The organism is Caballeronia sp. S22 (assembly GCF_964261745.1).
Taxonomy (GTDB): Bacteria; Pseudomonadota; Gammaproteobacteria; order Burkholderiales; family Burkholderiaceae; genus Caballeronia; species Caballeronia jiangsuensis.
Map to the genome: position 1 here is coordinate 788,229 of NZ_OZ180039.1, position 22,253 is coordinate 810,481.

18 protein-coding genes are annotated in these 22,253 nt (G+C 64.0%); 6 read left to right on the forward strand and 12 right to left on the reverse strand.

What is annotated here, in order from left to right; all coding sequences use genetic code 11:
* The first annotated feature begins 88 nt into the window (after nt 1-88).
* The gene (locus ACEN42_RS35440; RefSeq protein WP_371883235.1) at nt 89-1,450 is read left to right on the forward strand and encodes an MFS transporter; all 1,362 of its coding nucleotides are present in this window, start codon (nt 89-91) and stop codon (nt 1,448-1,450) included.
* 8 nt (nt 1,451-1,458) lie between these two features.
* Here ACEN42_RS35440 and ACEN42_RS35445 read toward each other — a convergent pair whose 3' ends face one another.
* The 6 genes from ACEN42_RS35445 to aldA all read right to left on the reverse strand — a co-directional run bounded on the left by ACEN42_RS35445 (nt 1,459) and on the right by aldA (nt 9,214).
* Nucleotides 1,459-2,340 carry a LysR substrate-binding domain-containing protein gene (locus ACEN42_RS35445; protein ID WP_371882339.1) on the reverse strand — a complete coding sequence of 294 codons (882 nt, stop codon included), beginning with the start codon at nt 2,338-2,340 and terminating at the stop codon, nt 1,459-1,461.
* Nucleotides 2,341-2,387: 47 nt separating this feature from the next.
* On the reverse strand, nt 2,388-3,302 hold the full coding sequence (locus ACEN42_RS35450) for a LysR substrate-binding domain-containing protein (protein WP_187603697.1): 915 nt from the start codon (nt 3,300-3,302) through the stop codon (nt 2,388-2,390).
* Nucleotides 3,303-3,462: 160 nt separating this feature from the next.
* Nucleotides 3,463-5,118 carry a GMC family oxidoreductase gene (locus tag ACEN42_RS35455; RefSeq protein WP_371882340.1) on the reverse strand — a complete coding sequence of 552 codons (1,656 nt, stop codon included), beginning with the start codon at nt 5,116-5,118 and terminating at the stop codon, nt 3,463-3,465.
* Nucleotides 5,119-5,145: 27 nt separating this feature from the next.
* Complete coding sequence (locus ACEN42_RS35460; protein ID WP_371882341.1) at nt 5,146-6,363, reverse strand: mandelate racemase/muconate lactonizing enzyme family protein; 1,218 nt, start codon at nt 6,361-6,363, stop codon at nt 5,146-5,148.
* A complete protein-coding gene (locus tag ACEN42_RS35465; protein WP_238216426.1) occupies nt 6,360-7,661 on the reverse strand; it encodes a nitrate/nitrite transporter in 1,302 nt (433 codons plus the stop codon). Before ACEN42_RS35465 ends, ACEN42_RS35460 begins: the two co-directional genes overlap by 4 nt.
* 128 nt (nt 7,662-7,789) lie before the next feature.
* Complete coding sequence (gene aldA, locus ACEN42_RS35470) at nt 7,790-9,214, reverse strand: aldehyde dehydrogenase (RefSeq protein WP_371882342.1); 1,425 nt, start codon at nt 9,212-9,214, stop codon at nt 7,790-7,792.
* A 222-nt stretch (nt 9,215-9,436) separates the two neighbouring features.
* On the opposite strand from aldA, the gene ACEN42_RS35475 reads away from it, so the two are divergent.
* A complete protein-coding gene (locus tag ACEN42_RS35475; RefSeq protein ID WP_371882343.1) occupies nt 9,437-10,582 on the forward strand; it encodes a porin in 1,146 nt (381 codons plus the stop codon).
* A 15-nt stretch (nt 10,583-10,597) separates the two neighbouring features.
* Here the strand turns inward: ACEN42_RS35475 and ACEN42_RS35480 are convergent, their stop codons facing one another.
* Nucleotides 10,598-11,254 carry a FadR/GntR family transcriptional regulator gene (locus ACEN42_RS35480; RefSeq protein WP_371882344.1) on the reverse strand — a complete coding sequence of 219 codons (657 nt, stop codon included), beginning with the start codon at nt 11,252-11,254 and terminating at the stop codon, nt 10,598-10,600.
* A gap of 183 nt (nt 11,255-11,437) precedes the next feature.
* On the opposite strand from ACEN42_RS35480, the gene ACEN42_RS35485 reads away from it, so the two are divergent.
* The 4 genes from ACEN42_RS35485 to ACEN42_RS35500 are packed head-to-tail and all read left to right on the forward strand — an operon-like array spanning nt 11,438 to nt 16,532.
* Nucleotides 11,438-13,222 carry a gamma-glutamyltransferase family protein gene (locus ACEN42_RS35485; RefSeq protein ID WP_371882345.1) on the forward strand — a complete coding sequence of 595 codons (1,785 nt, stop codon included), beginning with the start codon at nt 11,438-11,440 and terminating at the stop codon, nt 13,220-13,222.
* Nucleotides 13,223-13,249: 27 nt separating this feature from the next.
* Complete coding sequence (locus ACEN42_RS35490) at nt 13,250-14,659, forward strand: MFS transporter (RefSeq protein ID WP_238216419.1); 1,410 nt, start codon at nt 13,250-13,252, stop codon at nt 14,657-14,659.
* Nucleotides 14,660-14,682: 23 nt separating this feature from the next.
* The gene (locus ACEN42_RS35495; RefSeq protein WP_238216417.1) at nt 14,683-15,225 is read left to right on the forward strand and encodes a GAF domain-containing protein; all 543 of its coding nucleotides are present in this window, start codon (nt 14,683-14,685) and stop codon (nt 15,223-15,225) included.
* The gene (locus ACEN42_RS35500; protein WP_371882346.1) at nt 15,222-16,532 is read left to right on the forward strand and encodes an MFS transporter; all 1,311 of its coding nucleotides are present in this window, start codon (nt 15,222-15,224) and stop codon (nt 16,530-16,532) included. The genes ACEN42_RS35495 and ACEN42_RS35500 overlap by 4 nt, the downstream gene beginning before the upstream one ends.
* A gap of 23 nt (nt 16,533-16,555) precedes the next feature.
* Here the strand turns inward: ACEN42_RS35500 and ACEN42_RS35505 are convergent, their stop codons facing one another.
* The 5 genes from ACEN42_RS35505 to ACEN42_RS35525 all read right to left on the reverse strand — a co-directional run bounded on the left by ACEN42_RS35505 (nt 16,556) and on the right by ACEN42_RS35525 (nt 22,205).
* Nucleotides 16,556-17,299, reverse strand: coding sequence for an amino acid ABC transporter ATP-binding protein (locus tag ACEN42_RS35505; RefSeq protein WP_035499995.1), 744 nt, complete (start codon nt 17,297-17,299; stop codon nt 16,556-16,558).
* A gap of 12 nt (nt 17,300-17,311) precedes the next feature.
* A complete protein-coding gene (locus ACEN42_RS35510) occupies nt 17,312-18,457 on the reverse strand; it encodes an amino acid ABC transporter permease (RefSeq protein WP_187603114.1) in 1,146 nt (381 codons plus the stop codon).
* 13 nt (nt 18,458-18,470) lie between these two features.
* Nucleotides 18,471-19,274, reverse strand: a complete 804-nt coding sequence (locus tag ACEN42_RS35515; RefSeq protein ID WP_238286930.1) for an ABC transporter substrate-binding protein — start codon at nt 19,272-19,274, stop codon at nt 18,471-18,473.
* Nucleotides 19,275-19,395: 121 nt separating this feature from the next.
* Nucleotides 19,396-20,463 (reverse strand): TauD/TfdA family dioxygenase, encoded by a 1,068-nt coding sequence (locus ACEN42_RS35520; RefSeq protein ID WP_371882347.1) that lies wholly within the window; start codon nt 20,461-20,463, stop codon nt 19,396-19,398.
* A 392-nt stretch (nt 20,464-20,855) separates the two neighbouring features.
* Nucleotides 20,856-22,205, reverse strand: a complete 1,350-nt coding sequence (locus ACEN42_RS35525) for an MFS transporter (protein WP_371882348.1) — start codon at nt 22,203-22,205, stop codon at nt 20,856-20,858.
* Nucleotides 22,206-22,253 lie beyond the last annotated feature (48 nt).

A 22,253-nucleotide genomic window follows, 5' to 3' on the forward strand; every position in this document is an offset into this window, starting at 1 on the left:
GATAAAACCATCGCGTGCGCGGTTTTCATGCGGTGCGATCCGCACCGCTGCACTCCGAATGGAGGAGATACTCTTGGATACTCGAAGCATGAGCGCGGACGCGCTCGCTGTGCATGCCGCCGCGCCTTTCGCCGGCACCCCCGATCGCGTCGCGCTCGACGATGTTCCGCTGAACCGCTTTCACATCAAGATCGCGGGTCTGACCTTCGGCGCGCACTTCACGGAAGGCTATGCGCTCGGCACGATCGGCTATGCGCTGACGTCGCTGAACAAGCAGATTCCGCTCGATGCATTCTGGATGGGCCTGCTCGGCTCGTCCGCATTGATCGGCATTTTCATCGGCAGTCTCGTGTTCGGCTGGCTCTCCGACAAGCTCGGACGGCAGAAGATCTTCCTGCTGAGCTTCGTCATCATCACGGCGGCCGCCTTCGCGCAGTTCTACGCGACGACGCCCGCGATGCTCGTCGGCCTGCGCGTGTTGATCGGCTTCGGCATGGGCGGCGACTTCGCCGTAGGACACGCGATTCTCGCGGAGTTTTCGCCGCGCAAGCATCGCGGCACGTTGCTCGGCTCGTTCAGCGTGATCTGGACGATCGGCTATGTGATCGCGAACGTGCTCGGCATGCATTACGCCGACGCCTCACCGGACGCGTGGCGCTGGCTGCTCGCGTCGGCTGGCGTGCCGGCGTTTCTCGTGCTGATCCTGCGCATCGGCACGCCGGAGTCGCCGCGCTGGCTGCTCGGCCAGGGACGCAAGGACGAAGCGTTGCGCATCGTACGTAAACACTTCGGTCCGAATGTCACGCTCGGCGCGGATGCGGGCGGAGACCACGCACCCGCGGGCGGTTTCGCGCGGCTCTTCAAGCCCGATCTGATCCGGCGCACGATCTTCAACTGCGCATTTTTCGTGTGTCTCGTGATTCCGTATTTCGCGATCTACACGTTCCTGCCGAGCATTCTCACGGCGATCCGCGTGCCCGAAGGCTCGGGCGCCGATCTGCTGCTGAATGCGTTTCTCGTGCTCGGCGCGCTGCTCGGCATCTGGCTGACCATCAAGCTGTCGCGCCGCTCGTTCCTGATCGGTTCGTTCGCGGTGTGCTGCGCGTCGCTGCTTGCGCTGGCGGTGCTGCCGGCTTCGGCGAATCTCGGGATGATCGTCGCGTTCGGCATCTTCACGCTGACGATGTCGGCGTTCTCGAATCTCGTCGGCGTGTTTCCGCCGGAGTGCTTTCCGACCGAGGCGCGTGCTTGCGGCGTGGGGCTGTCGATTGCGTGCAGCCGGCTGGGATCGGCGGTTGGGACGTTTCTGCTGCCTGTCGGCATTGCGCAAGCCGGCATCCAGATGACCATGCTCGCGCTGGCCGCGGTGCTGCTGGTGGGCATGATCGTGTCGATTGCCTGGGCGCCGGAAACGAAGCATCTGACGTTGAACCAGGCAAGCGGCAACTGATCGCCCGCTCAGAGCTGCGCGGCCTTCGCCCCCTCGCCGCGCAGCCATTCCGCGAACGCCTGCACGCAATCCAGCCCCGCGTGCGACGGCGCGATATCCAGCCAGTAGCCATAAGGCCCGCTCGATTCCACCGGCGACAACTGCACGAGCGCGCCGTCATGCAAATCATCGACGATCATGTTGCGGTCCACCACCGCGAGGCCCGAGCCCGCGCGCGCGGCATGGATCGCCTGATCGAGCGTGGAAAACTCGATGCCGTTCTCCGCATAAGCGCGCGGCAAACCGGCCGCATCGAGCCAGTTGGGCCAGAGCGTCAAGCGCACGTCGTTGTGCAGCACATGCAGCGTCGGCGTGCGTTCGAGCAGCGTTTCGACCGGCTGCCCGGCATATTTCTTCGCACCGACGAGCACATGCCGTTCGATGAACAGCAACTCCGAGCGATGATCCGCGCGCGCTTCGTATCCAAAGCGAATGCTGCAATGACGATCGTCGGCGGCATCGGTGCGCACGGAAAGGTCGATATCGGGCACGGCGTCCATCAGCGCGCCGAGCCGCGGCGACAGCCAGCGCGACGCGAAGGTCGGCGGCGCGGTCACGGTCAGCCGCTTGCGTTCGCCGGGTTTCGCGCTGGACAGCGATCGCGTCACGCGCTCGATCGAATCGAACGCTTCGGCCAGGCATTGAAGCAGTTCTTCGCCTTGCCGCGTCAGGCGAATGCCTTTGTGATCGCGGTCGAACAGCTTCGTGCCGAGCGCATCCTCGAGCAGGCGAATCTGCCGGCTGACCGCGCCCGGCGTCACGCACAGCGCGGCCGCCGACTTGTTGAAGCTCATATGCCGCGCGCTTTCTTCGAAGAAGCGCAATGCGGTCAGGGATGGCAGACGGCGCACGGTTGTCTCCTGGTTTTTTTATTGGCGGCGGCGCTCCGGCCGCCCTTCTATTCTCTCGCGCGCAACGGCCAGCCGCGCTCCTGCTCTTCGATCTCGCGACGCAGCCAGTCACGGAACACGGCGACCGGCGGCGCGTCGTCCTGGCCGGTGCGCGTCACGAGCCAGTAGGACTGATGCCCGTCCACTTCGACGTCGCTCAGCGGCACCAGCGTGCCCTGCCGCAACTCGGACGAAATCATGTGGCGGTCGGCCATGGTGACGCCGAGCCCGTCCACCGCCGCGCGGATCGCGTGATCGAGCAGATCGAATTCGTGGCCGCCGCCGAGATCGACATCGTCGATATGCGCGGCCTTCAGCCAGTGCTGCCACGTCAGATAACGCTGATCGCTGCTCGCCAGAACATGGAGCAGCGTGAACGCGCCGAAATTCTCCGCCGCGCCCGTGCTTCCGCCGAGCAGCGACGGCGCACACACGGCGAGATGCCGCTCGTTCATCAGCAACTGATTGTCGAGGCCGTCCCACTCGCCGTCGCCGAAACGCACCGCGCAGTCGAGCGAGCCCGATTCGACGAGATCGTCCTTCACGCTGGATGTCACCGTGAGTTCGAGCTCGGGCGCCGCCGCGCGCAGCGATTGCAGACGCGGCATCAGCCAGCGGCTGCAAAACGTGGGCGGAACATTGACGCGCAGGCGCTTCAGGTGCGTCTTCTCCTGAATGCTGCGTACCGTCAGTTCGATGCGGTCGAATGACAACTTGAGCGCCTGCAACAACAGGCGCCCCGTCGCGGAGAGTTCGAGATGATGATGGCGGCGCACCAGCAGCGTCTCGCCGAGTTGCGTTTCGAGCTGGCGGACCTGCCGGCTCACCGCGCTTTGCGTGACGTGCAGCACTTCCGCGGCACGTGTGAAGTTGCCGGTGTGTCCGGCCACCTCGAAAGCCCTCAGCGCATTGAGGGCGGGCATTTTTCGCTTCAAGACGATCTCCTTTTCGCCGCCGGAGGCGGCTCCGGCACGCGACGCGCATTCGACACGCAAGTGCACCGGAGCATGCCGTTCTTTGACGGCATTTTACGAATCGAGGCAAATTATGCAGCTTCGGCGACGCGTACTCGCGCCGCGAAGTTCAGACCGGCACGAGTTCCGCTGGCGTGGACGCCTGCGCGGGGTCGGCCTGCGCGTCTTCGAGGATCATGTCGGCGCCTTTTTCGGCGACCATCATCGTCGGGGCATTGAGGTTGCCGGACGTGATGTTCGGGAACACCGACGCATCGACGATACGCAGCCCGTCGACGCCATGCACGCGCAGCCGCGCATCGACGACGGATGTGGCCGCATCCGCGCCCATCGCGCACGATCCGCACAGATGGTAGATCGAGCCGGATTGATCGCGAAAATAATCGAGCAGAACTTCGTCGCTTTGCACGTCCGGTCCCGGCGAAATCTCCTCGGCCGTGATGCCGCGCAGCGCCTTCGAATTCATGATCTTGCGGATCAGCTTGCTGCCCTGCACGGCTTCATGCAGATCCTTTTCGGTCGTCAACGCGTTGATGCGGATCGCCGCGGCATCTTCGACGCGGTTCGACGTGATTTCGATGCTTCCCCGGCTCGTCGGACGGCACGGATTGAAGCACAGCAGAAAGCCCGAATACGGTTCCGGTTCGAGCTGCGCCTTGCTGCTTTTCGGAATGCGGTACGACAGCGGATTGAAGTAAAGCTGAAGGTTCGGTTCCGCTTCGTGTGCGTCGCCCTTGAAGAAGCCGCCCGACTGGTTGACGCTCATCGACAGCGGCCCCTTGCGCGAGAGCAGATAGCGCAGCGCCGCCTTCGCCTTGCCCGCCAGCGAACGGAGTTCGTCGTTCAGCGTCTTGACCGTCGCGCGATAGTAGAAGCTCACGCACAGATGGTCCTGCAGATTCCGGCCCACCGCAGGCAACGCGTGTTGCACGGCAATGCCATGCTTCGCGAGCAGCGCCGGTTCGCCGACGCCGGACAGTTGCAACAGCTTCGGCGTATCGACTGCGCCCGCCGAGAGAATGACTTCGCGCTTGGCACGAAACGTCAGCGGCTCGCCCTTGCGCGATGCCTCGATGCCCGTCGCGCGCTTGCCGTCGAACATCACGTGGCGCACGGTGACATTGCGCTCGACGCGCAGGTTCTTGCGCGACAGCGCCGGATGCAGATACTCGAAGCTGCTCGACGAGCGCTCGCCGTTGCGCGCGTTGAGGTCATAGATGGCGGCGCCTTCGTAGTCCGGGCCGTTGATGTCGCCGGTAACCGGATAGCCCGCCTGACGCGCGCCTTCCAGGAACGTGCCGCAGATGGCATGCGCGCCGTCCTTCATCGACGTAATGGCGATCTTGCCGTCCGCGCCGTGATATTCGGTGGTGCCCGCCCAGTGCGATTCGACGCGCCGGAAGTACGGCAGCACGTCGCGAAAGCTCCAGCCGGGATTGCCCGCGCGCGCCCAGTCGTCGAAATCGTGGGGCTGGCCGCGCACGTAGATCATCGCGTTGATCGAGCCGGAGCCGCCCTGCACCTTGCCGCGCGGACAATAAAGCTGGCGGCCGTTGAGCTGCGCTTCCGGCTCGCTGTAGTACATCCAGTTGTATTCCGGGTTGTAGTAGGTCTTGGTGAACCCGACCGGAACCCTGAACCAGAATGAACTGTCCGCGCCGCCCGCCTCCAGCAGCAAAACCGAATGCTGTCCCGACTCGGAGAGCCGGTCTGCGAGAATGCAGCCCGCCGATCCGGCGCCCACGATGATGTAATCGAATTCCATGATTCTGTCGCCTTCAGTGCCTTCGGTTCAGCCCCTTGCGGGCGCGAGGTCCTTTACGTCGAACGGCTTCGCCGCCATCTGCAGATGCAGCCGCTCGCCGGTGTACGGCGTGTGCGCGCGCACGACGTCCATGTTCAGTTCCACGCCGAGACCCGGCTCGTTCGACGGAATGATGTAGCCGTCTTCCCAGCGAATGCCCGACTTGAGCACGTCGGCGTGAAAGCCGTCCCATGTGCCGATGCTTTCCTGGATCAGGAAATTCGGCGAACACGCCGCGATCTGGATGCTCGCCGCCGCGCCGACCGGGCCGTTGTAGAGGTGCGGCGCGATCTGCGCGTAATGGACTTCCGCAAGACTTGCGATCTTCTTCGCTTCGAGCAGACCGCCCACGCGTCCGACGTTGAACTGCAGAATCGACGCCGCGCGCGCTTCGAGCAGCTTGAAGAACTCGTACTTGGTCGTGAGACGCTCGCCCGCCGCGATCGGGATGCTGGTCTTCGCGGCGACCTGCGCCATCGCCTCTTCCTGTCCGGGCGGCACCGGCTCTTCGAACCACAGCGGATCGTACTTTTCCAGACGCTGCGCGAGACGGATCGCCGACGACGGCACCATCTGGCCGTGAGTGCCGAACAGCAGATCGGCCTTGCTGCCGACCGCCTCGCGCACCTTGCGGCAGAACAGTTCGCAACGGTCCATCACGTCGAGCGACACCTGATGTCCGGAATACGCGGTGTACGGGCCGGCCGGATCGAACTTGACGGCCGTGAAGCCCAGTTCCACGTTATGCGCGGCGCATTCGGCGGCGAGATCGGGATCGTCGTAGTCGTATTCGCCGCGCGAGTTCTTCGGATAGAGATACGTGTACGAACGCAGACGCTCGTGCACGCGGCCGCCGAGCAGTTCGTACACCGGCTTGTTCGCCGCCTTGCCGATGATGTCCCAGCACGCCATTTCCAGGCCGCTGACGACGCCCATCATCGTGAGATCGGGGCGCTGCGTGAAGCCGCTCGAATAGCACTCGCGATAGAAGCGCTCGACATGATGCGGATCGTGTCCGAGCAGATAGCGTTCGAACACGTCCTCGATGATCGGCGTCATCGCTTTCGGATGGAACGTCGCGGAATAGATTTCGCCCACGCCCTCGATGCCGCAATCGGTACGCAGCTTGACGAAGATCCAGTACATGCCGCCCACATGCGGCGGCGGCACGGCGACGATATGAGTTTCCAGCGCGGCGATTTTCATGCTTGAGCCTCTTGTTTGTCGAGACGATGCTTGAAGACGAGACCGGCGACACCGCCCAGCACGGACATGCAGGCGATATAGCCGAAGTAGAGTTGATAGCCATGCACGCCCGGATAGTTCTGCGTGAGATAGCCGTTGATGAGCGGCAGCACCGCATCCGGCGAATAGCCGATCACGGAGACGAGGCCGATGGCGAGGCCCATGGTTTCGGGCGGCACCTTGCACTGATCGAGCAGCGACCAGTAGAGGCCGCGAATCGCGTAGGTCATCACGCCGATGAACAGCACGACCACGGCGATGACCGCGTGGCTGCCGATGGACGGCGCGGCCATCAGCACGAGCAGCGCGGCGGCCGCCGCGAACAGCGCGAACACGAGCACCGAGGTCTTCGAGAAGCGGTCGCCGAGAAAGCCGCCGCCGATGCCGCCGATCGGGCGCATCCACAGCTTGAGCGTCGTGATGAAGCCGGCTGCCACCACCGACAAGCCGATTTCCCGCTCATGCAGATACGCGGAGAAGCTGTAAGTCGCCCAGAACACCTGATAGCCGCAGAACACGATCGCGGCGAGCAGCCACAGTTGCGGGTTCTTCAGCAGCACGGCGAGATCGCGCATGACGTTGCTGTCGCGGCGCTTCGTTTCCTTCGCCTCGACAGCGGCCGGATCGCGCACGAGACCGAGCACGACGCCGAGCCCGATGCATAGAAACGCGTACATGTAGACGACGAGCCGGAAGCCCGCCGCCGTCGATTCGCCGTGCGTCTGCGTGGCCCACGCGAACAGCGATATCGCAATGGTCGCGAGCAGCGCTTCGATCAGACCGCGCCCGCCGTCAAGAAAGCCGAAGAAGCGGCCTTGTTCGTCGGTGCCGGCGATCATCTGCACGCGCTTGATGATCGCGGCCCAGAACGTGAGGCCCGTCGTCAGGCCCCAGCAGCCGAAGATCACGATCAGCGAGCCGAACGCCGGCGCGGTGGAGTACCACAGGCCGAGCGCGCCCGTCGCGATCAGCGAGAAGCTGATAAGCACGCGCGGCGCGATGCGGTCCGCGAGCCAGCCGCTCGGCAGATAGCAGACGAGAAAGATCGTGCCGAGCGCGGAATACAGATAACCGAGTTGCGACTCGGTGATGTGAAAGACTTCGAGCATCGTCGGCTGATAAACCTGCCGCAGATACAGAATCGGATAAATGGCGCCGGCTGCCAGAACGAGCAAAGTGAGCTGGATATAGCGGTCGGCGCGCGAGCCTTCGCGCGACGCGGCGACGCTCCGGCTGGATTGAGCGGGATTCGATGACACGTTTGTACTCCTGAAAGGACAGTGGCGCGCGGCATGCAAACGCCGCGCGGCCGGCCTTCGATATGTTTTTATGGATGGACTTGTTGCTGCGAAACGGCCGGTTGCGTTTTGACAACCGGCCGCGAAACTCAGTACTTCATGACGACGAGACGCGTCTGCGTGAACTCCAGCATGCCGTGCTTGCCGTCGTCGCCGCCGATGCCGGAGCGCTTCCACCCGGCGTGAAAGCCCTGATACGGATCGGCAGGCGTGCGATTGATATACAGCTCGCCCGCTTCGATCGAATTGGCGACCTTCATCGCGTTGCGGTAGTTCTCGGTGTACAGCACCGAAGAAAGCCCGAACTGATGATCGTTCGCCATCCCGATGGCTTCATCGAGCGTCGCGTATTTCAGCACCGCGAGCACCGGACCGAAGGTCTCTTCCTGCACGATCTCCATGTCCTGACGACAGTTCGACAGCAGCGTCGGCGGATAGAAAAAGCCCTTGCGGTCCGGCACTTCGCCGCCGGTTTCGAGCCGGGCGCCGGCTTCGATCGCACGGCGCACCATCGCATGGATGCCGTCGCGCGACGCCGCATTGACGAGCGGTCCCATGAAGCCCGCATCGTCGCTGCGATCGCCGATGCGCTTCGCCCGCATCTCGTCGCGCAGCATGCCGACGAACGCGTCGTGAATGCTTTCGTGAACATAGACGCGCTCGATCGCCGTGCAGAGCTGCCCGCAATGCGTGAGCTTCGATGCGACCAGTTCGCGCGCCGCCTTCTGCAAATCGGCGTCCGGCTCGACGATGGCGGGCGTCTTGCCGCCGAGTTCGAGCGACGGTTTCGCGATATTCGCCTTGCAGTAGTCCAGCACCTTGCGGCCCGCGTTGACGCTGCCCGTCAGCGTGATCATGCCGACCTTAGGATGTGTGCAGACGGCTTCGGCGGTGGCGTGATCCATCGCCAGGATGTTGACGACGCCCGCGGGCAGCTCCGCGCGCTCGACGGCACGCGCGAGTGCGAAGGCCGACAGCGGCGTGTTGTTGCTCGGCCGCACGACCACGGTGTTACCCGCGATCAGCGCCGGCGCGATCTTGCGCATCAGCGTGTAGATCGGGAAGTTGAACGGGATCAGGCACGCAACCACGCCGATCGGCTCCCGATGCAGCACGAGGTTTTCGTCGGGCGTATCGCTCGGAATGACTTCGCCTTCGATGCGGCGCGCCCATTCCGCGTGATAGCGCGTGATCTGCGCGGCGTAGACGGCTTCGTTGCCCGCATCGGCGACGCTCTTGCCGGATTCCATCGCGAGCGCAGCGCCGATTTCGGCGCACGCGCTGGTGATCTCATCCGCGAGGCGCTGCATGTGCGCGCCGCGTTCGACGGCGGGCAGCGCGCGCCACGGACGTTGCGCGGCGGCGGCCTGCTCGACGGCCAGCAGCGCCTGATCGCGCGACGCGTTATGGACGTGACCGGCAATCGCTTCGGTCGCGGGATTCAGGATCGCAACGACGTCATCGCTCAAAGGGGCGATGAAACGCCCGTTCACAAAATTCCGTTCTGGCTTCATTGGCAGCGCTGTCCCGTGAGTATTTGCGGCCCATTCTTTCGCGCTTCGCAGTGCAGCAACAAGCGAAGAATTCGCGGGCGAAACATTCGAAAAACTCACGTTTGTCCTTCAACTTAATCCTTTGGCAGCCCTCCCTTGCGTGTCGCACAATCGCTCGCTCGCGGTCCCGGCGACGCTTGATGGTCGGGACTTTTGACGAAAATTAAAAGACTTGAGACTTTCATGAGAATCACAGCCATCTCATTGGCGGCACTCGCCTGCATCGCAACTTCAGCGCATGCTCAAAGCAGCGTCACGCTCTACGGCATCCTCGACGAAGGATTCGATTTCACCAGCAATGTCGGCTCGAACCGGGCCTACGAACTGACCAGCGGCTATGCGTCGGGCAGCCGCTGGGGCTTGCGCGGCGTCGAGGATCTGGGCGGCGGAACGCAGGCCGTGTTCCAGTTGGAGAGCGGCGTCAACATCAGCAATGGTGCGGCCGGACAAGGCGGCCGCATGTTCGGACGGCAGGCTTATGTCGGCGTGGCGAACGATCGCCTGGGTTCGGTCAAGCTCGGCCGTCAGTACGATTCCGTGGTCGACTATCTCGCGCCCACCACCGCCAACGGCAATTTCGCGGGCTACCTGTTCGCGCATCCGTTCGACAACGACAACACGGACAACTCGTTTCGCGTGAACAACACGGTGAAGTACACGAGCCCGGCGCTCGGCGGCTTCCGGTTCGGCGGCACGTACAGCTTCAGCAACGACACGAACTTCGCCAACAACCGCCAGTACAGCTTCGGCGCGTCGTATGCGAACGCCGGCCTGCTGCTCGGCGCCGCTTATCTGCGCGCCGACGGCACGGGCCTCAACGCCAATGGCGCAATCGCGACGAACGATGCGAGCTTCATCGCGCAACGTATGCAGATTTTCGGCGCGGGCGTGAACTACACCATCGACAAGGCCACGGTCGGCTTCGCGTACACAAATTCCAGCTATCGCGATCCCGTAACGAACGGCTACATCGGCGTGCCGCTCGCGTCGGCGGGCAACACGCTCAAGAATCTCCGCTATCAGAACTTCGAAGTGAACGGCAAGTATCAGTTCACGCCGGCGTTCTTCATCGGCGCGCAGTATGTCTATTCGATCGAAACCTACGACTCGACCGCCGGCACCGTGAAGCCGCGTATCCATTCGGCCGGTCTGATGGCGGATTACTTCCTGTCCAAACGCACCGACGTGTACGTGCAAGGCGCGTATCAGAAGATTGCCGGCGCATCGACCGGTTCGGTTCTGGATCAGGCGTATATTCCGGGCGCGCAGGGTGTGTCGTCGAATGCGGAGCAGTTCATCGCGCGCGTGGCCGTGCGGCACGCGTTCTGAGGCTGCCAGGCACGCTCATCCTTTTTGCGACGGTATCCGCCATTGCACGTTCAATAGATGGTCGCGCATGCGCGCGGCGGCGGTTGCGCCGTCGCGCTTGATCATCGCCTTCACGACAGCCTGATGCTGCTCCGCGAAATGCCGCCGCGTATCCTGATCGGCGGTTTTTTCGCGTGCGGTGGGCTTCATGCGCATGCCGTTCACCACTTCCATCAGCGCGATGATCGCCGGATTGCGCGTGGCCTGCGCGATCAGCAAATGAAAGCGGTGATCCCACTGCTGCCACTCGTCATCGTCCTTCGCCGTGGCGTTGCGCCGCGCGCATTTCTCCAGTTCCGCGAGATCGTCCGGGCTCGCCTTACTCGTCGCCAGTTCGACGAACGCCGGTTCGAGCACCAGCCGCATTTCCGCGATATCCGCCGGGCTCGACCCTGCGCGCAGACTGCTTAGCGACGCCGAAAACTTAAGCGGACGCGTGCCCAGATACGTGCCGCGCCCGACGCCGCGCCACACGCGTCCCGCCGCTTCCAGCGATGACAGCGCCCCGCGCAATTCGCGCCGGCTCAGGCCGAGCGCCTCGGCGAGGCTCCGCTCCGACGGCAGCGCGTCGCCGTCCTTCAGATTGTGTTGCGCGACGTAGTCGAGCAGTCTGTCGAGCGTGGGCTTTTCCATGATCTTTTTTGAACCATTGTGCATTGGTTCAGATTAGCAGATTGCCGGCTGAATCACACGGATTGCTTTACTTTTTATGATGATTTACGCTACGTGAAGCGCTCTCCATTTCGCATCACGATACGCGCATCGGCATTGAAAAACCGAACCACTCGACAATGGTTCAATCAACGGACGACAGTAATGAGCTTCACGACACGACCCGAACTGATCGGCACTTTCGGCATGGTGGCGTCGACGCACTGGCTGGCCAGCGCGTCCGCGATGGCGGTCCTCGAAAAAGGCGGCAACGCGTTCGACGCGGCAGCGGCAGCCGGCTTCGTGCTGCAGATCGTCGAGCCGCATCTGAACGGGCCGGGCGGCGAGTTGCCCGCCGTGTTCTATAGCGCGAAGGAAGACCGCGTGCGCGTGTTGTGCGGCCAGGGCGTGACGCCCGCCGCCATGACCATCGAGCGCATGAAGGAGCTGGGCCTCACCGTGATGCCCGGCACGGGCCTCTTGCCCGCCGTCGTGCCGGGCGCGTTCGGCGGCTGGATGACCTTGCTGCGCGACTACGGGCAGTTACCGCTGGAAGACGTGCTGAGCTATGCCATCGGCTACGCGGAACATGGCTATCCGGTGCTGCCGCGCATGGCGTCGTCGATCCTCGCGATCCAGGATTTCTTCAAGCGCGAATGGCGCACGTCCGCCGAGCAATGGCTGCGCGACGGCGAAGCGCCGCGACCCAATCATCTGTTCGCGAATCCGGCCATCGCGGAAACCTACAAGCGCATCCTGCGCGAAGCGAACACGCGCGGCGACCGCGCGGAGCAGTGCGAGCGCGCGCGTCTTGCCTTCTATCGCGGCTTCGTCGCGGATGCGATCGATCAGTACTTCCGTTCGACCGACGTGCTCGATACGTCGGGCCAGCGTAATCGCGGGCTGCTGGATGCATCCGATCTCGCGCGCTGGGAGGCGACCTACGAAGACGCCGTCTCCTACGAATACGAAGGCTTCATGGTCCACAAAACGGGACCGTGGGGCCAGGGCCCGATGTTCCTGCAGCAACTGGCTTTGCTGAAGGGCTTCGATCTCGCGGGCATGGACCCGCTGGGACCGGACTTCGTCCACACGGTCATCGAATGCGCGAAGCTCGCGTTCGCGGACCGCGACGTCTTCTACGGCGACCCGAACTTCTCCGACGTGCCGATGGACACGCTCCTGAGCGACGCCTACAACGACGCACGCCGCCGGCAAATCGATCCGCGCCGCGCATCGTTCGAATTCCGTCCAGGCAATCTGCTCGACAGCGAGGCGCGCGCCGCGAAAATCCTCGCCAACGCGGGCCGCCAGCAACCGGGCGGCTTCGGTCAGGGCGAACCCACGTTCGCGCCGCTGCCCGAGTTGCGCGGCGACACTGTGCATCTCGATGTCGTCGATCGCTGGGGCAACATGGTGTCGGCGACGCCGTCGGGCGGCTGGCTGCAGGCATCGCCCGCGGTGCCCGGACTGGGCTTCAACGTGACCACGCGCGGCCAGATGTTCTGGATGGAAGAAGGACTGCCCTCGTCGCTCGGACCGGGACGCCGTCCGCGCACCACGCTCTCGCCGACGCTCGTCACCCGCGACGGCAAGCCGTATGCCGCGCTCGGCACGCCGGGCGGCGATCAGCAGGATCAATGGTCGCTGCAACTGCTGTTGCGGCACGTGCACTTCGGCCTGAATCTGCAAGCCGCCGTGGATTCGCCTTCCTTCCAGACCGCGCACTTCCCCGGCTCGTTTTATCCGCGCGACATTCAGCTCGGCAAGATGTCGGCGGAAGGCACCTTTCCGCAAGCCACGCTCGACGAACTGCGCGCGCGCGGCCACGAACTCACGGTCGCCGAACCCTGGTCGCTCGGGCGCGTGTGCGCCGTGGGCATCCGTCACGGCCTGATGCGCGGCGCCGCCACGCCGCGCCAGATGCAGGCTTACGCCATCGGGCGCTGACGCAGCATCCATCGGAGAACATCGATCATGTCCGCTGTCGCCGCCCGCCTCGAACGGCTGCCGCTATCCGGCTTTCATCGCAAGCTGCTGATCATCGGCGGAATGGGCTATCTGTTCGACGGCCTCGATTCGTCGTCGCTCGCGTTCCTGCTTCCGGTCGTCAGCAAGCTGTGGAACCTGACGAGCGCGCAGACCGGACTCGTCGCGAGCAGCACGTATATCGGCTATTTCTTCGGCGCGTTCCTGTCGGGCGTGCTCGCGGACATCATCGGCCGGCGCCGCATCATGATGAGCGCGCTCGCGATCTATTGCGTCGCGTCGCTCGCGAGCGCCACCGCCAACGACTGGCATACGTTCTTCGCGCTGCGCATCGTCGCGGGCTTCGGTTCGGGCGCCGAAACCGTCGTGATCGCGCCGTTTCTCGCCGAATTCGTGCCGCGCCGCTATCGCGGCATGTTCTGCGGCGCATTGGTCGGCTTCATGTCGTTCGGCTATCTGAGCTCGTCGATTCTCGGCTATACCGTCGTGCGCAATTTTCCGGACGGCTGGCGCTATCTCGCGGTGATCACCGCCCTGCCCGTCGTCATGCTGCTGTGGTGGCGGCGCACGCTGCCCGAATCGCCGCGCTGGATGGAAAGCCAGGGCCGCGTCACCGAGGCCGGCAGCATCGTCGACGATATCGAGGCATGGTATGCGCAACGCGGCATCGCGCTCGCGCCGCTGTCCGCCGTGGGCGCGATTCCGTCCGCCGCAAAGAGCAGCGGCAGCGCCTGGCAAAACGTGAAGACGCTGTGGTCGAAGCGCCTCGCGGGTACGACCGCCGTCAGCTGGCTGATGTGGTTCGCCGTGGCTTTCGCGTACTACTCGTTCTTCTCGTGGATCCCGAGCCTGCTCGTCAAGGAAGGGCTCACGATCACGAAGAGCTTCGGCTTCTCCATTGCCATCTACGGCGCGCAGATTCCGGGCTATTTCTCGGCGGCGTGGCTCAACGAGAAGATCGGCCGCAAGGGCGTGGTGGCGTCGTACATGACGCTCGGCGGCATCGCGGCGATCATGCTGTCGCTGTCGCATACCGGCGTGCAGATCATGGCCGCGGGCATCTGCCTGTCGTTCTTCATGAATGGCGCGTTCGCGGGCGTCTATGCCTACACGCCGGAAATTTTCCCGACCGCCGTGCGCACCACGGGCACCGGATCGTCGTCCTCGTTCGGGCGCATCGGCTCGGTGAGCGCGCCGATTCTCGTCGGCATCGTGTATCCGTCGTTCGGCTTCTTCGGCGTCTTCGCGATGACCACCGCCGTGCTGCTTGCGGGCGCGTGCGTCGTGTTCTTCCTCGGCATCGAGACGCGCAATCGCTCGCTCGAAGACATCGAGATCAACGGCGCGATCGAGGACGATGCGCGCGACCGTCTCGCCTCCACTCATCTGCGCGGCTGAGCGCCTACACCGACAACGACATCATGCGCGACACAGAAGCACACACCACGCGCCCGTTGCAACTGAACGATCTGCAACGGCTCGCACGCGCGATGCGCGAGAGAGCCCAGCCCGCGACGCTCTTCGACGCGGTCGCGGTGGTCGCCGCCGAGACGATCGGCTTCCGGCTCTTCACCATCATGGCTTACGATGCGCGCAATCACGAAGTGGAGCGCGTCTTCACCAACATGCCCGAGGTCTATCCGACCGGAGGCCGCAAGAAGAAGCGCGGCACCGCGTGGGCGACGCAAATCCTCCATGATTTGCGGCCGTTTCGCGGCGAGACCGCGCACGACATCCGCCGCGCGTTCGACGATCACATGACGATGGCGAACATGGGCCTCGGCTCGATCCTCAACATCCCGATCGCCTATGACGGCGAATGCATCGGCACGATGAATCTCACGCACGTCGAGCACTGGTACAAGCGCGAGCACGAAGACACGGGCGTGCTGCTCGGCTCGTTTCTCGCGCCCGCGCTGGTCGCCCGCATGCCGCTCTTCGCCGACGAGGAACCGCGCTCATGAATCGCGCTTCTCCCGAAACCGGGCGCTGGCTGATGGTGTTCGCGCTCGGCTATCTCGCGCTGCTCGTCGATGGCGCCGACGTCATGATGTACGGCCTCACGCTCACCCGCATCAAAAGCGAATTCGGCCTCACCAATGTCGAGGCGGGCGCGCTGGGCAGCCTCACGCTCGTCGGGATGGCGGTGGGCGGCATCCTCGGCGGCTGGGCAAGCGATACGCTCGGGCGCGTGCGCGTCGTCGTGTGGGCGCTCGCGCTCTTCTCGCTCGGCGCAGGCCTGCTCGGACTCACGCACACCTTCGCGCAATTCGCGCTCGTGCGCTTCATCAGCTCGCTCGGGATCGGCTGCATGGTGCTCGTGAGCACGCTCGTCGCCGAATATGTTCCGACCGAACGGCGCTCGCTGATTCTCGGCATGTTGCAGACGGGTGTGTCGGCGGGCTATATCGTCGTAATCTCGCTCGCCAACTGGATTCTGCCGCTCTACGGCTGGCGCATGCTCTTTTACGTCGCGACGATTCCCGTCGTGCTGGCGCTGGCGATTCACTGGTTCGTGCCCGAGCCGCCCGGCTGGCGCGCCAGCGTGGCGAAGCGGCAAGACGCGCCGCGCGTGCGCCGCCCTTGGCGCGAGAACCGCTATTACCTGATCTTCTCGGATCGCGAGGCACGCAGGATATTCATCCTGTGGGCGCTCGCATCCGTGTTTGCGCTGTCGGGTTTTTACGGGCTGAACAACTGGTTGCCGACCTATCTGGAGAAGGAACTGCACGTGCGCTTCGGCTCGATGGCGGGCTATATGATCGGCACGTACGTCGTCGCGTTCGTGGGCAAGATCGTCGCGGGCTGGGTCGGCGACCTGTGGAGCCGGCGCGGCGTGTATGTGCTCGGCTGCATCGGCGCGGCCTTGTTTCTGCCGGTCATCGTGTTTCTTCACACGCGCGAGAACATCGTCTGGCTGATGCTGTTCTTCGGCTTCCTCTACGGCGTGCCGCTCGGAACGATGGGCGCGTTCATGTCCGAGAGCTTCGCCACGCGCATTCGCGGCACGGCTGTCGGCGGTTCGTATAACGTGGGACGCTTCTGCTCCGGCGCGGCGCCGGTCGTGATCGGCTATGTCGCCACGCAATTTACGTTCGGCGTGAGCTTTCTGATGGTCGGCGCGGTGTTCTTCCTGAGCGGCGTCTGCGCGTTCTTCATTCCCGACCGCCTATACGATACGAGCGCACGGGAACCGAACGATCCCGGCCCCGCGACGGCCTCGCGCGATGCAAAGTCCGAAGCCGCGACGCAAGCATTGACGCCGCGTTGATGTGCTCGCCGGGAAGCCGTCGCCTAGATGCGCTTCGCTTCCCGAATGCTTCTGAGAAACGCGCGGGTTCTGTCGCGCACGGGGTCGCCGAAGATCTGCTCCGGCGGCCCCTCTTCATACACCGCGCCATCGCACAGGAAACAGACCTTCGACGATACCTCCCGCGCGAAGCCCATTTCGTGCGTGGCAAGCAGCATGGTCATGCCTTCGCTCGCGAGATCGCGCACGATGTTGAGCACTTCAGAGACGAGCTCGGGATCCAGTGCGGAAGTGATTTCGTCGAGCAGCAGCACCATCGGGTCCATCGCCAGCGCGCGCACGATCGCCACGCGCTGCTGCTGCCCGCCCGAGAGCCGGTCGGGATATTCCTTCGCCTTGTGCGCAAGACCGACGCGCCCGAGCAGCGCCATCGCGCGTTCCTCGGCCTCGGCCCTGGATTGCCTGAGCACGCGGATCGGCGCGAGCGTCACGTTCTCCAGCACGCTCATATGCGGGAACAGGTTATAGCCCTGAAACACGATACCGATGTCCCGGCGCAATGCGTCCACGTCCACGCCGGGGCCGGTGATCGGGTCGCCGTGGACCAGAATCTCGCCGTCGTCGATCAGTTCCAGACCGTTGATACAACGCAGCAGCGTCGATTTGCCCGAGCCGGACGGCCCGATCAGGCACACGACCTCGTGCTCCTCGACCGTCATCGCGAGACGCTGGATAACCGGTACCTTGCCATACGACTTCGATATGTCACGAATGTCGATGAACGACATGGGCTCGTCTCCTCAGGCTTCGCCGGCACGCATGCGCGCCCGGTCGCGTCGCATCATCCGCTCGACGAAGCGCGTCTGCGGAATCGATATCACGATGAACAGCAGCGCCACGGTGCTGACCGCGGACAGGTTGTAATAGTTCGACGCGATCAGCATGGATTGATTGAACGAGTCGATCACGCCGACCACCGACACCAGCGCGGTATCTTTCTGCAGGGAGATGAACGAATTGAGCAGCGGCGGAATGATCTGCCGCACGCCTTGCGGCACGATCACGAATCGCAGGGTCTGGAAGTGCGACAGGCCGAGCGAGCGCGCGGCCGCGCTCTGACTCCAGTGGATGCTCAGAATCCCGGCGCGGTAAATTTCCGCGACGTACGCGCCCACCGTCAACGTCAGCGCGACGATGACGAAGATCGTCAGCGAAAGGTCCTTGAGAACGGGGATGCCGGTCAGCGGAATGCCGAAGCCGACCAGATAGATCACGAGCACCGCGGGCACGGCGCGGAAGATATCGACATACGCCGTCGCGATGAGACGCACCGGCTTGCCCGCCGCGCCCGGCGCGAACATCGCGAGGGCCACTATCAAGCCCCAGATCAGGACGAGTATCTCCGTGATGACGGCGATCTTGACGTTCATCCAGAAGGCGGCGAGCACCAGCGGAAACGTCTTGATCATCAACGGCACCGCGAAGAACGTCTTCGCCACCGCCTGATGATTGATCAGGAAGAACTGCAGCACGATGACCAGAACCAGTTGCGCCAGCGCATAACCCAGCGCGATGAAGCACTGATCCCTCGTGGCCGATCGAGCGCCGCGCGCCTTCGCCAGATCGCGGCGCGCGGCGGCGTCGCGGATGGCATTGCCGAAACGCAGCGCCCTGACGAGCGGCACGACGATCGCCAGGGAGAGCAACGCCAGCACGACAGCGAGCGCATTGACCGCCGCGCTATCGAGCTGAGCGGCCAGCAGGGAGCTTCGCATCACGGCAATCGTGTACCAGCTTGCCAGGACGACGGCCACGACCGTCACGATCGACGTGCTCAGCAGGGACGTCGGCACGCACGGCATGCCGCCCGTCTTCAGGCGGCGGCCGTTCGTCACCGGAGCCTGTGCCTGTCCCACCTCGCTCGTGTGTCGCGTTGCGTTGCTCATGGTTCAGGCTCGCTCAGGGGTTCAGCACGGGCACTTTGGTCGGATCGGTGCCGAGCTCCGGCGTCAGATACTTGGCGCTCAGCCGTTCGAGCGTGCCGTCCTTCTTGAGACCTTCGATCAGCTGGTTGAAGGCCGCGAGATTCGGCGAATCCTTGTTGACCACGCCGCCCCACTTCTCGCCCGTATCGAAGCGTCCGACCACCTGCAGTGCGCCATTCGAGTTCTTCGCGCGCAACAGCACGTTGGGCGTGTCGTAGATCACGGCGTCCACCTGTCCGGCTGCCAGCGCCGTGTACATCGACGGAGGATCGTTGAACACCTTGGGCTGCTCAGCGGGCTTGATCTTCTCCATGATGTAATCGTAGGCCGTCGTGCCGCGCTCGACCGCATAGCGAAGGCTGCTCAGGTTGCTCTTGTCGACCTTGGTTCCCGCCTTCACGAGCACGCCCTGATCGGAACTGAAGTAAGGCTCGGTGAAGTTGACCACCTTCTTGCGCGCGTCCGTGATGGTGATCTCGCTCAGCGCGATATCGAATCCCTGCGATTGTCCCGTGAGGACCTGCTGAAACGATCGGCTCACCAGGACGACGCGATCGAGGCCCGCGCGATAAGCCATGTTGGCGGCCATGCAGTACTCGAAGCCATCCTTGATGGTCTCCAGCGAGTCGCCGTTCCACCAGCCGGGCACGCCGAGCACGGGGCGCACCGAAAGCGCGCCGGGCGTGACGGTCGTCAGTTTGACGGAGCCCTTGTCGCCCTTGACTTCGCAATTCCCATAGTCCGTCGCGGCGCTCGCCGCGACAGCGAACGCGCTCATCGCGATGGAAACGATCGCTCGTTGAAGCCGGAGTGCACCTGTTGTTGCGCGAGGCATACTGCTTTGCATCACGTTAGTCTCCTCTTGGTGGAATAAAGCCCGTCTTCTACCGGCAACACGCTCAGCTCATGCACGGCGTCGCCGGTTGCGCGATGCCGCCATGAGGCATGCCGCCCGACACATCGCCCCAGAGGATCGCATGATCTTCAGGCAGCGCGCGCGAGTTGGGTACCGAAAGCCAGAGACGCATCAGCATCCTGTCCTGGCCGGTGCTCACGTCGTCCTTGAACGCGGTGCGTCCGTGATAGATGACGTGGTTGTTGAGAAGCTGGATATCGCCGGGCGCGAAACGCATCTCGAAGCAGTGCTCCTGCGCAAGCTGCAGCAGCAGGCGAATCGCTTCGTGCTCGGCATCGGTCAGTTTGCGCACGCCGGGAAGCAGTTGCGCGTTCTCGATATACGTCAGCGAAAAATGGCTCGTCAGCTTGCCGTCGCGCACGCCGAACACCGGCAGATCGTAAGCGACGTGTTCGCCGCCCGCTTCCTCGCCGAAGCGGCTTCGCGGAATAGGCCTGCAAAGCAGCGCGTGCAGGTCCGGGCGGCGTCCGAGCATTTCGTTGTAGATCGTCGCGCTGCTCGCGAGCTTGCTCACGCCGCCCTCCGACGCCTGCCGCACACACAGCAAGCCGACGACATCGCAACGGTCCGTATGGAAACGCAACTCGCCCGGCGACAGTGTCCGCGCACCCGACGATAGAAACTCCTTCCCCGATGCGTCCACCGTCGAGCCATAGAGCTTCGCACCGACGCCCGCGCCTTCGTCCCTGATCTCGCGCATCAGCTCGCCGCGGCGGTTCTGGAACATCGGCGTGCCGAGATGCCGGCCCAATGCGTACCAGATGCGGCGCAGTTGTTCCGCGTCGTAGCGGCCGACATCGAGGCCACGGATCTTGACCATCCCGGAGCCGTTTTCCAGTTCGTCGCGCACATCGTCGAAGAACGCAGCGGCGCCCGGCAGCGGGAAGTTTTCGCGCGTGATGTCACGCCAGCCGGTATCGGCCGTCCTGGCGACAGCCGCGTCGATCTCGTCGAGCACGGCAGAAGGAATCTGTTTGATCCATCGCTGATTCTCCCGCATTTCGACGCCATTCCACACACACGCACCTTGCAGATATTCGGCGGAAGACATTTGCGCTCCAGTGATTTGGGACCTTGGACTCGATGCATGCCGCGACGCGCCAGCGAATGCACGCCTTAGGCAAATCGCACGCTTGTATATACAAGATTTGCAATCTAAACCCGCTCGACTTTTCCATCAAGAAGATGTGACAGCCATGCGGGCAAACACCTAGGCCGGTATTATCGCGTCGGGTAGCGGTTCGGGATGGAGAAGAAGCGTATCTGGAACGATGCTCGACGGCCGCGCGGAGCGTGCGCGGCCGGTTCTATTCTTGCGAATTCTATGAATCGTCGAGTCTTGTCTAGACAAATTATCCGATCACGCGAGATCGCCGACGAAGAAACGGGCGCCACTCACGACGCCCGAATCAGAGACATTTTTCGACCCGACGATGCCCGCGCTCAGCATGGCTCCGTTGCGATACGCCGCTCGTATCGCCGCACACCGCCGAGCCACGCCGACAGCAACACGATCAACACGAACACGGCGGCAAGATTGAAGAACAGTTGCGCGACCGGCAGATGCATCGACAGCAGCACGCCGCCGAGCATCGATCCCGCGACCGACCCGAGCTTGCCAATGCCGATCGCCGTGCCGACGCCGGTCGAGCGCAGCGTGGTCGGATACACCATGCCCGAAACCGCATAGAGCGCGAACTGGCTGCCGATCACGCACACGCCGCTCGCGAACACGGCCGCGAAGAGCCACGCCGTCGGCATCTGCATGCCGAGCAATGCGGCGATGGGACAACCGGCCAGCGCAAGCAGCAGAATCACGCGCACGCCATAGCGATCCACGCAGCGGCTCAGCGCAAGGGCGCCGACGGTGCCGCCGACCGGAAACATCATCGCCGCCTGAGCCGCGCGGGCGGGCGCGAGCGTGCTCATGCTGAACAGGATCGGCAGCCAGTTCTGCAGGAAGTGCAGCGCGAGCGAATTGAGGATGAAGATCGCCCAAAGCAATGGCGTCACCTTGGCGAGGCCATCTTGGAACAGCGCGGCCGGCCGCACGCGCACGCGGGTTTCGTCATCCACGACATAGCGCACGCCTTCGCCCTCGGCCGTTGCGCCGAGACGCGCCGCGATGCGTCGAATCCTGCGAACGTCGCGCCCGTTCATGATGAGAAAGCGGATCGATTCGGGCAACAGCGCGAACGACGCCAGCGCCACCACGACCGCCGCGACGCCGCCCAGCGTGAACAGCACGGGCCAGCCGAAGCGCGGCAGCAGCCACGAGGCGACCGCTCCGCCACCGCCCGCGCCGATCGAGAAGCCGGAAAACATCAGCGTGATCCACGTCGCGCGGCGCGCTTTCGGGGCGTACTCGGAAACGAGCGCGACGGTGTTCGGCACGACCCCGCCCATGCCGATGCCCGCGAGAAAGCGCAGCAGCGTGAGTTGCCCGAGCGAGTCCGCATAGCCGCACATGAAGGTCAGGATGCCGAACCAGAGCGATCCGTAGATGATCGTGACGCGGCGTCCGAAGCGGTCGCCGCTGAAGCCGAGCAAGAGCGAGCCGACGAGCACGCCGAACAGTCCCACGCCGAACACGCGTCCGAAGCCGGCCGCGTTCGTGTGCCACGCGTGCATCAGCGCGGGCGCGGCGAAGGCAGCTGCGACCTGATCGTAACCGTCGATCAACACGATCAGGAAGCACCACATGATCAGGAACAGCGCGAAGCCGCCGAGCTTCTGGCGCTCGATCAGCGCCGAAACGTTGATGGTGGTCTCCGGGGCGGCGACGTTGCTCATCGTCGTGATCCTCCGTGGGCTTCATGTCGCGGCGACATGCCGTCTCGG

Excerpts from the sequence above, each read along its gene's own strand:
- ACEN42_RS35475 (WP_371882343.1), top strand. The coding sequence starts at position 9,437 with ATGAGAATCACAGCCATCTCATTGGCGGCACTCGCCTGCATCGCAACT.
- ACEN42_RS35480 (WP_371882344.1), bottom strand. The coding sequence starts at position 11,254 with ATGGAAAAGCCCACGCTCGACAGACTGCTCGACTACGTCGCGCAACAC.
- ACEN42_RS35500 (WP_371882346.1), top strand. The coding sequence starts at position 15,222 with ATGAATCGCGCTTCTCCCGAAACCGGGCGCTGGCTGATGGTGTTCGCG.
- ACEN42_RS35460 (WP_371882341.1), bottom strand. The coding sequence starts at position 6,363 with ATGAAAATCGCCGCGCTGGAAACTCATATCGTCGCCGTGCCGCCGCCG.
- ACEN42_RS35510 (WP_187603114.1), bottom strand. The coding sequence starts at position 18,457 with ATGAGCAACGCAACGCGACACACGAGCGAGGTGGGACAGGCACAGGCT.
- ACEN42_RS35485 (WP_371882345.1), top strand. The coding sequence starts at position 11,438 with ATGAGCTTCACGACACGACCCGAACTGATCGGCACTTTCGGCATGGTG.
- ACEN42_RS35440 (WP_371883235.1), top strand. The coding sequence starts at position 89 with ATGAGCGCGGACGCGCTCGCTGTGCATGCCGCCGCGCCTTTCGCCGGC.
- ACEN42_RS35515 (WP_238286930.1), bottom strand. The coding sequence starts at position 19,274 with ATGAGCGCGTTCGCTGTCGCGGCGAGCGCCGCGACGGACTATGGGAAT.
- aldA (WP_371882342.1), bottom strand. The coding sequence starts at position 9,214 with ATGAAGCCAGAACGGAATTTTGTGAACGGGCGTTTCATCGCCCCTTTG.
- ACEN42_RS35525 (WP_371882348.1), bottom strand. The coding sequence starts at position 22,205 with ATGAGCAACGTCGCCGCCCCGGAGACCACCATCAACGTTTCGGCGCTG.
- ACEN42_RS35495 (WP_238216417.1), top strand. The coding sequence starts at position 14,683 with ATGCGCGACACAGAAGCACACACCACGCGCCCGTTGCAACTGAACGAT.
- ACEN42_RS35520 (WP_371882347.1), bottom strand. The coding sequence starts at position 20,463 with ATGTCTTCCGCCGAATATCTGCAAGGTGCGTGTGTGTGGAATGGCGTC.
- ACEN42_RS35455 (WP_371882340.1), bottom strand. The coding sequence starts at position 5,118 with ATGGAATTCGATTACATCATCGTGGGCGCCGGATCGGCGGGCTGCATT.
- ACEN42_RS35450 (WP_187603697.1), bottom strand. The coding sequence starts at position 3,302 with ATGCCCGCCCTCAATGCGCTGAGGGCTTTCGAGGTGGCCGGACACACC.
- ACEN42_RS35505 (WP_035499995.1), bottom strand. The coding sequence starts at position 17,299 with ATGTCGTTCATCGACATTCGTGACATATCGAAGTCGTATGGCAAGGTA.
- ACEN42_RS35490 (WP_238216419.1), top strand. The coding sequence starts at position 13,250 with ATGTCCGCTGTCGCCGCCCGCCTCGAACGGCTGCCGCTATCCGGCTTT.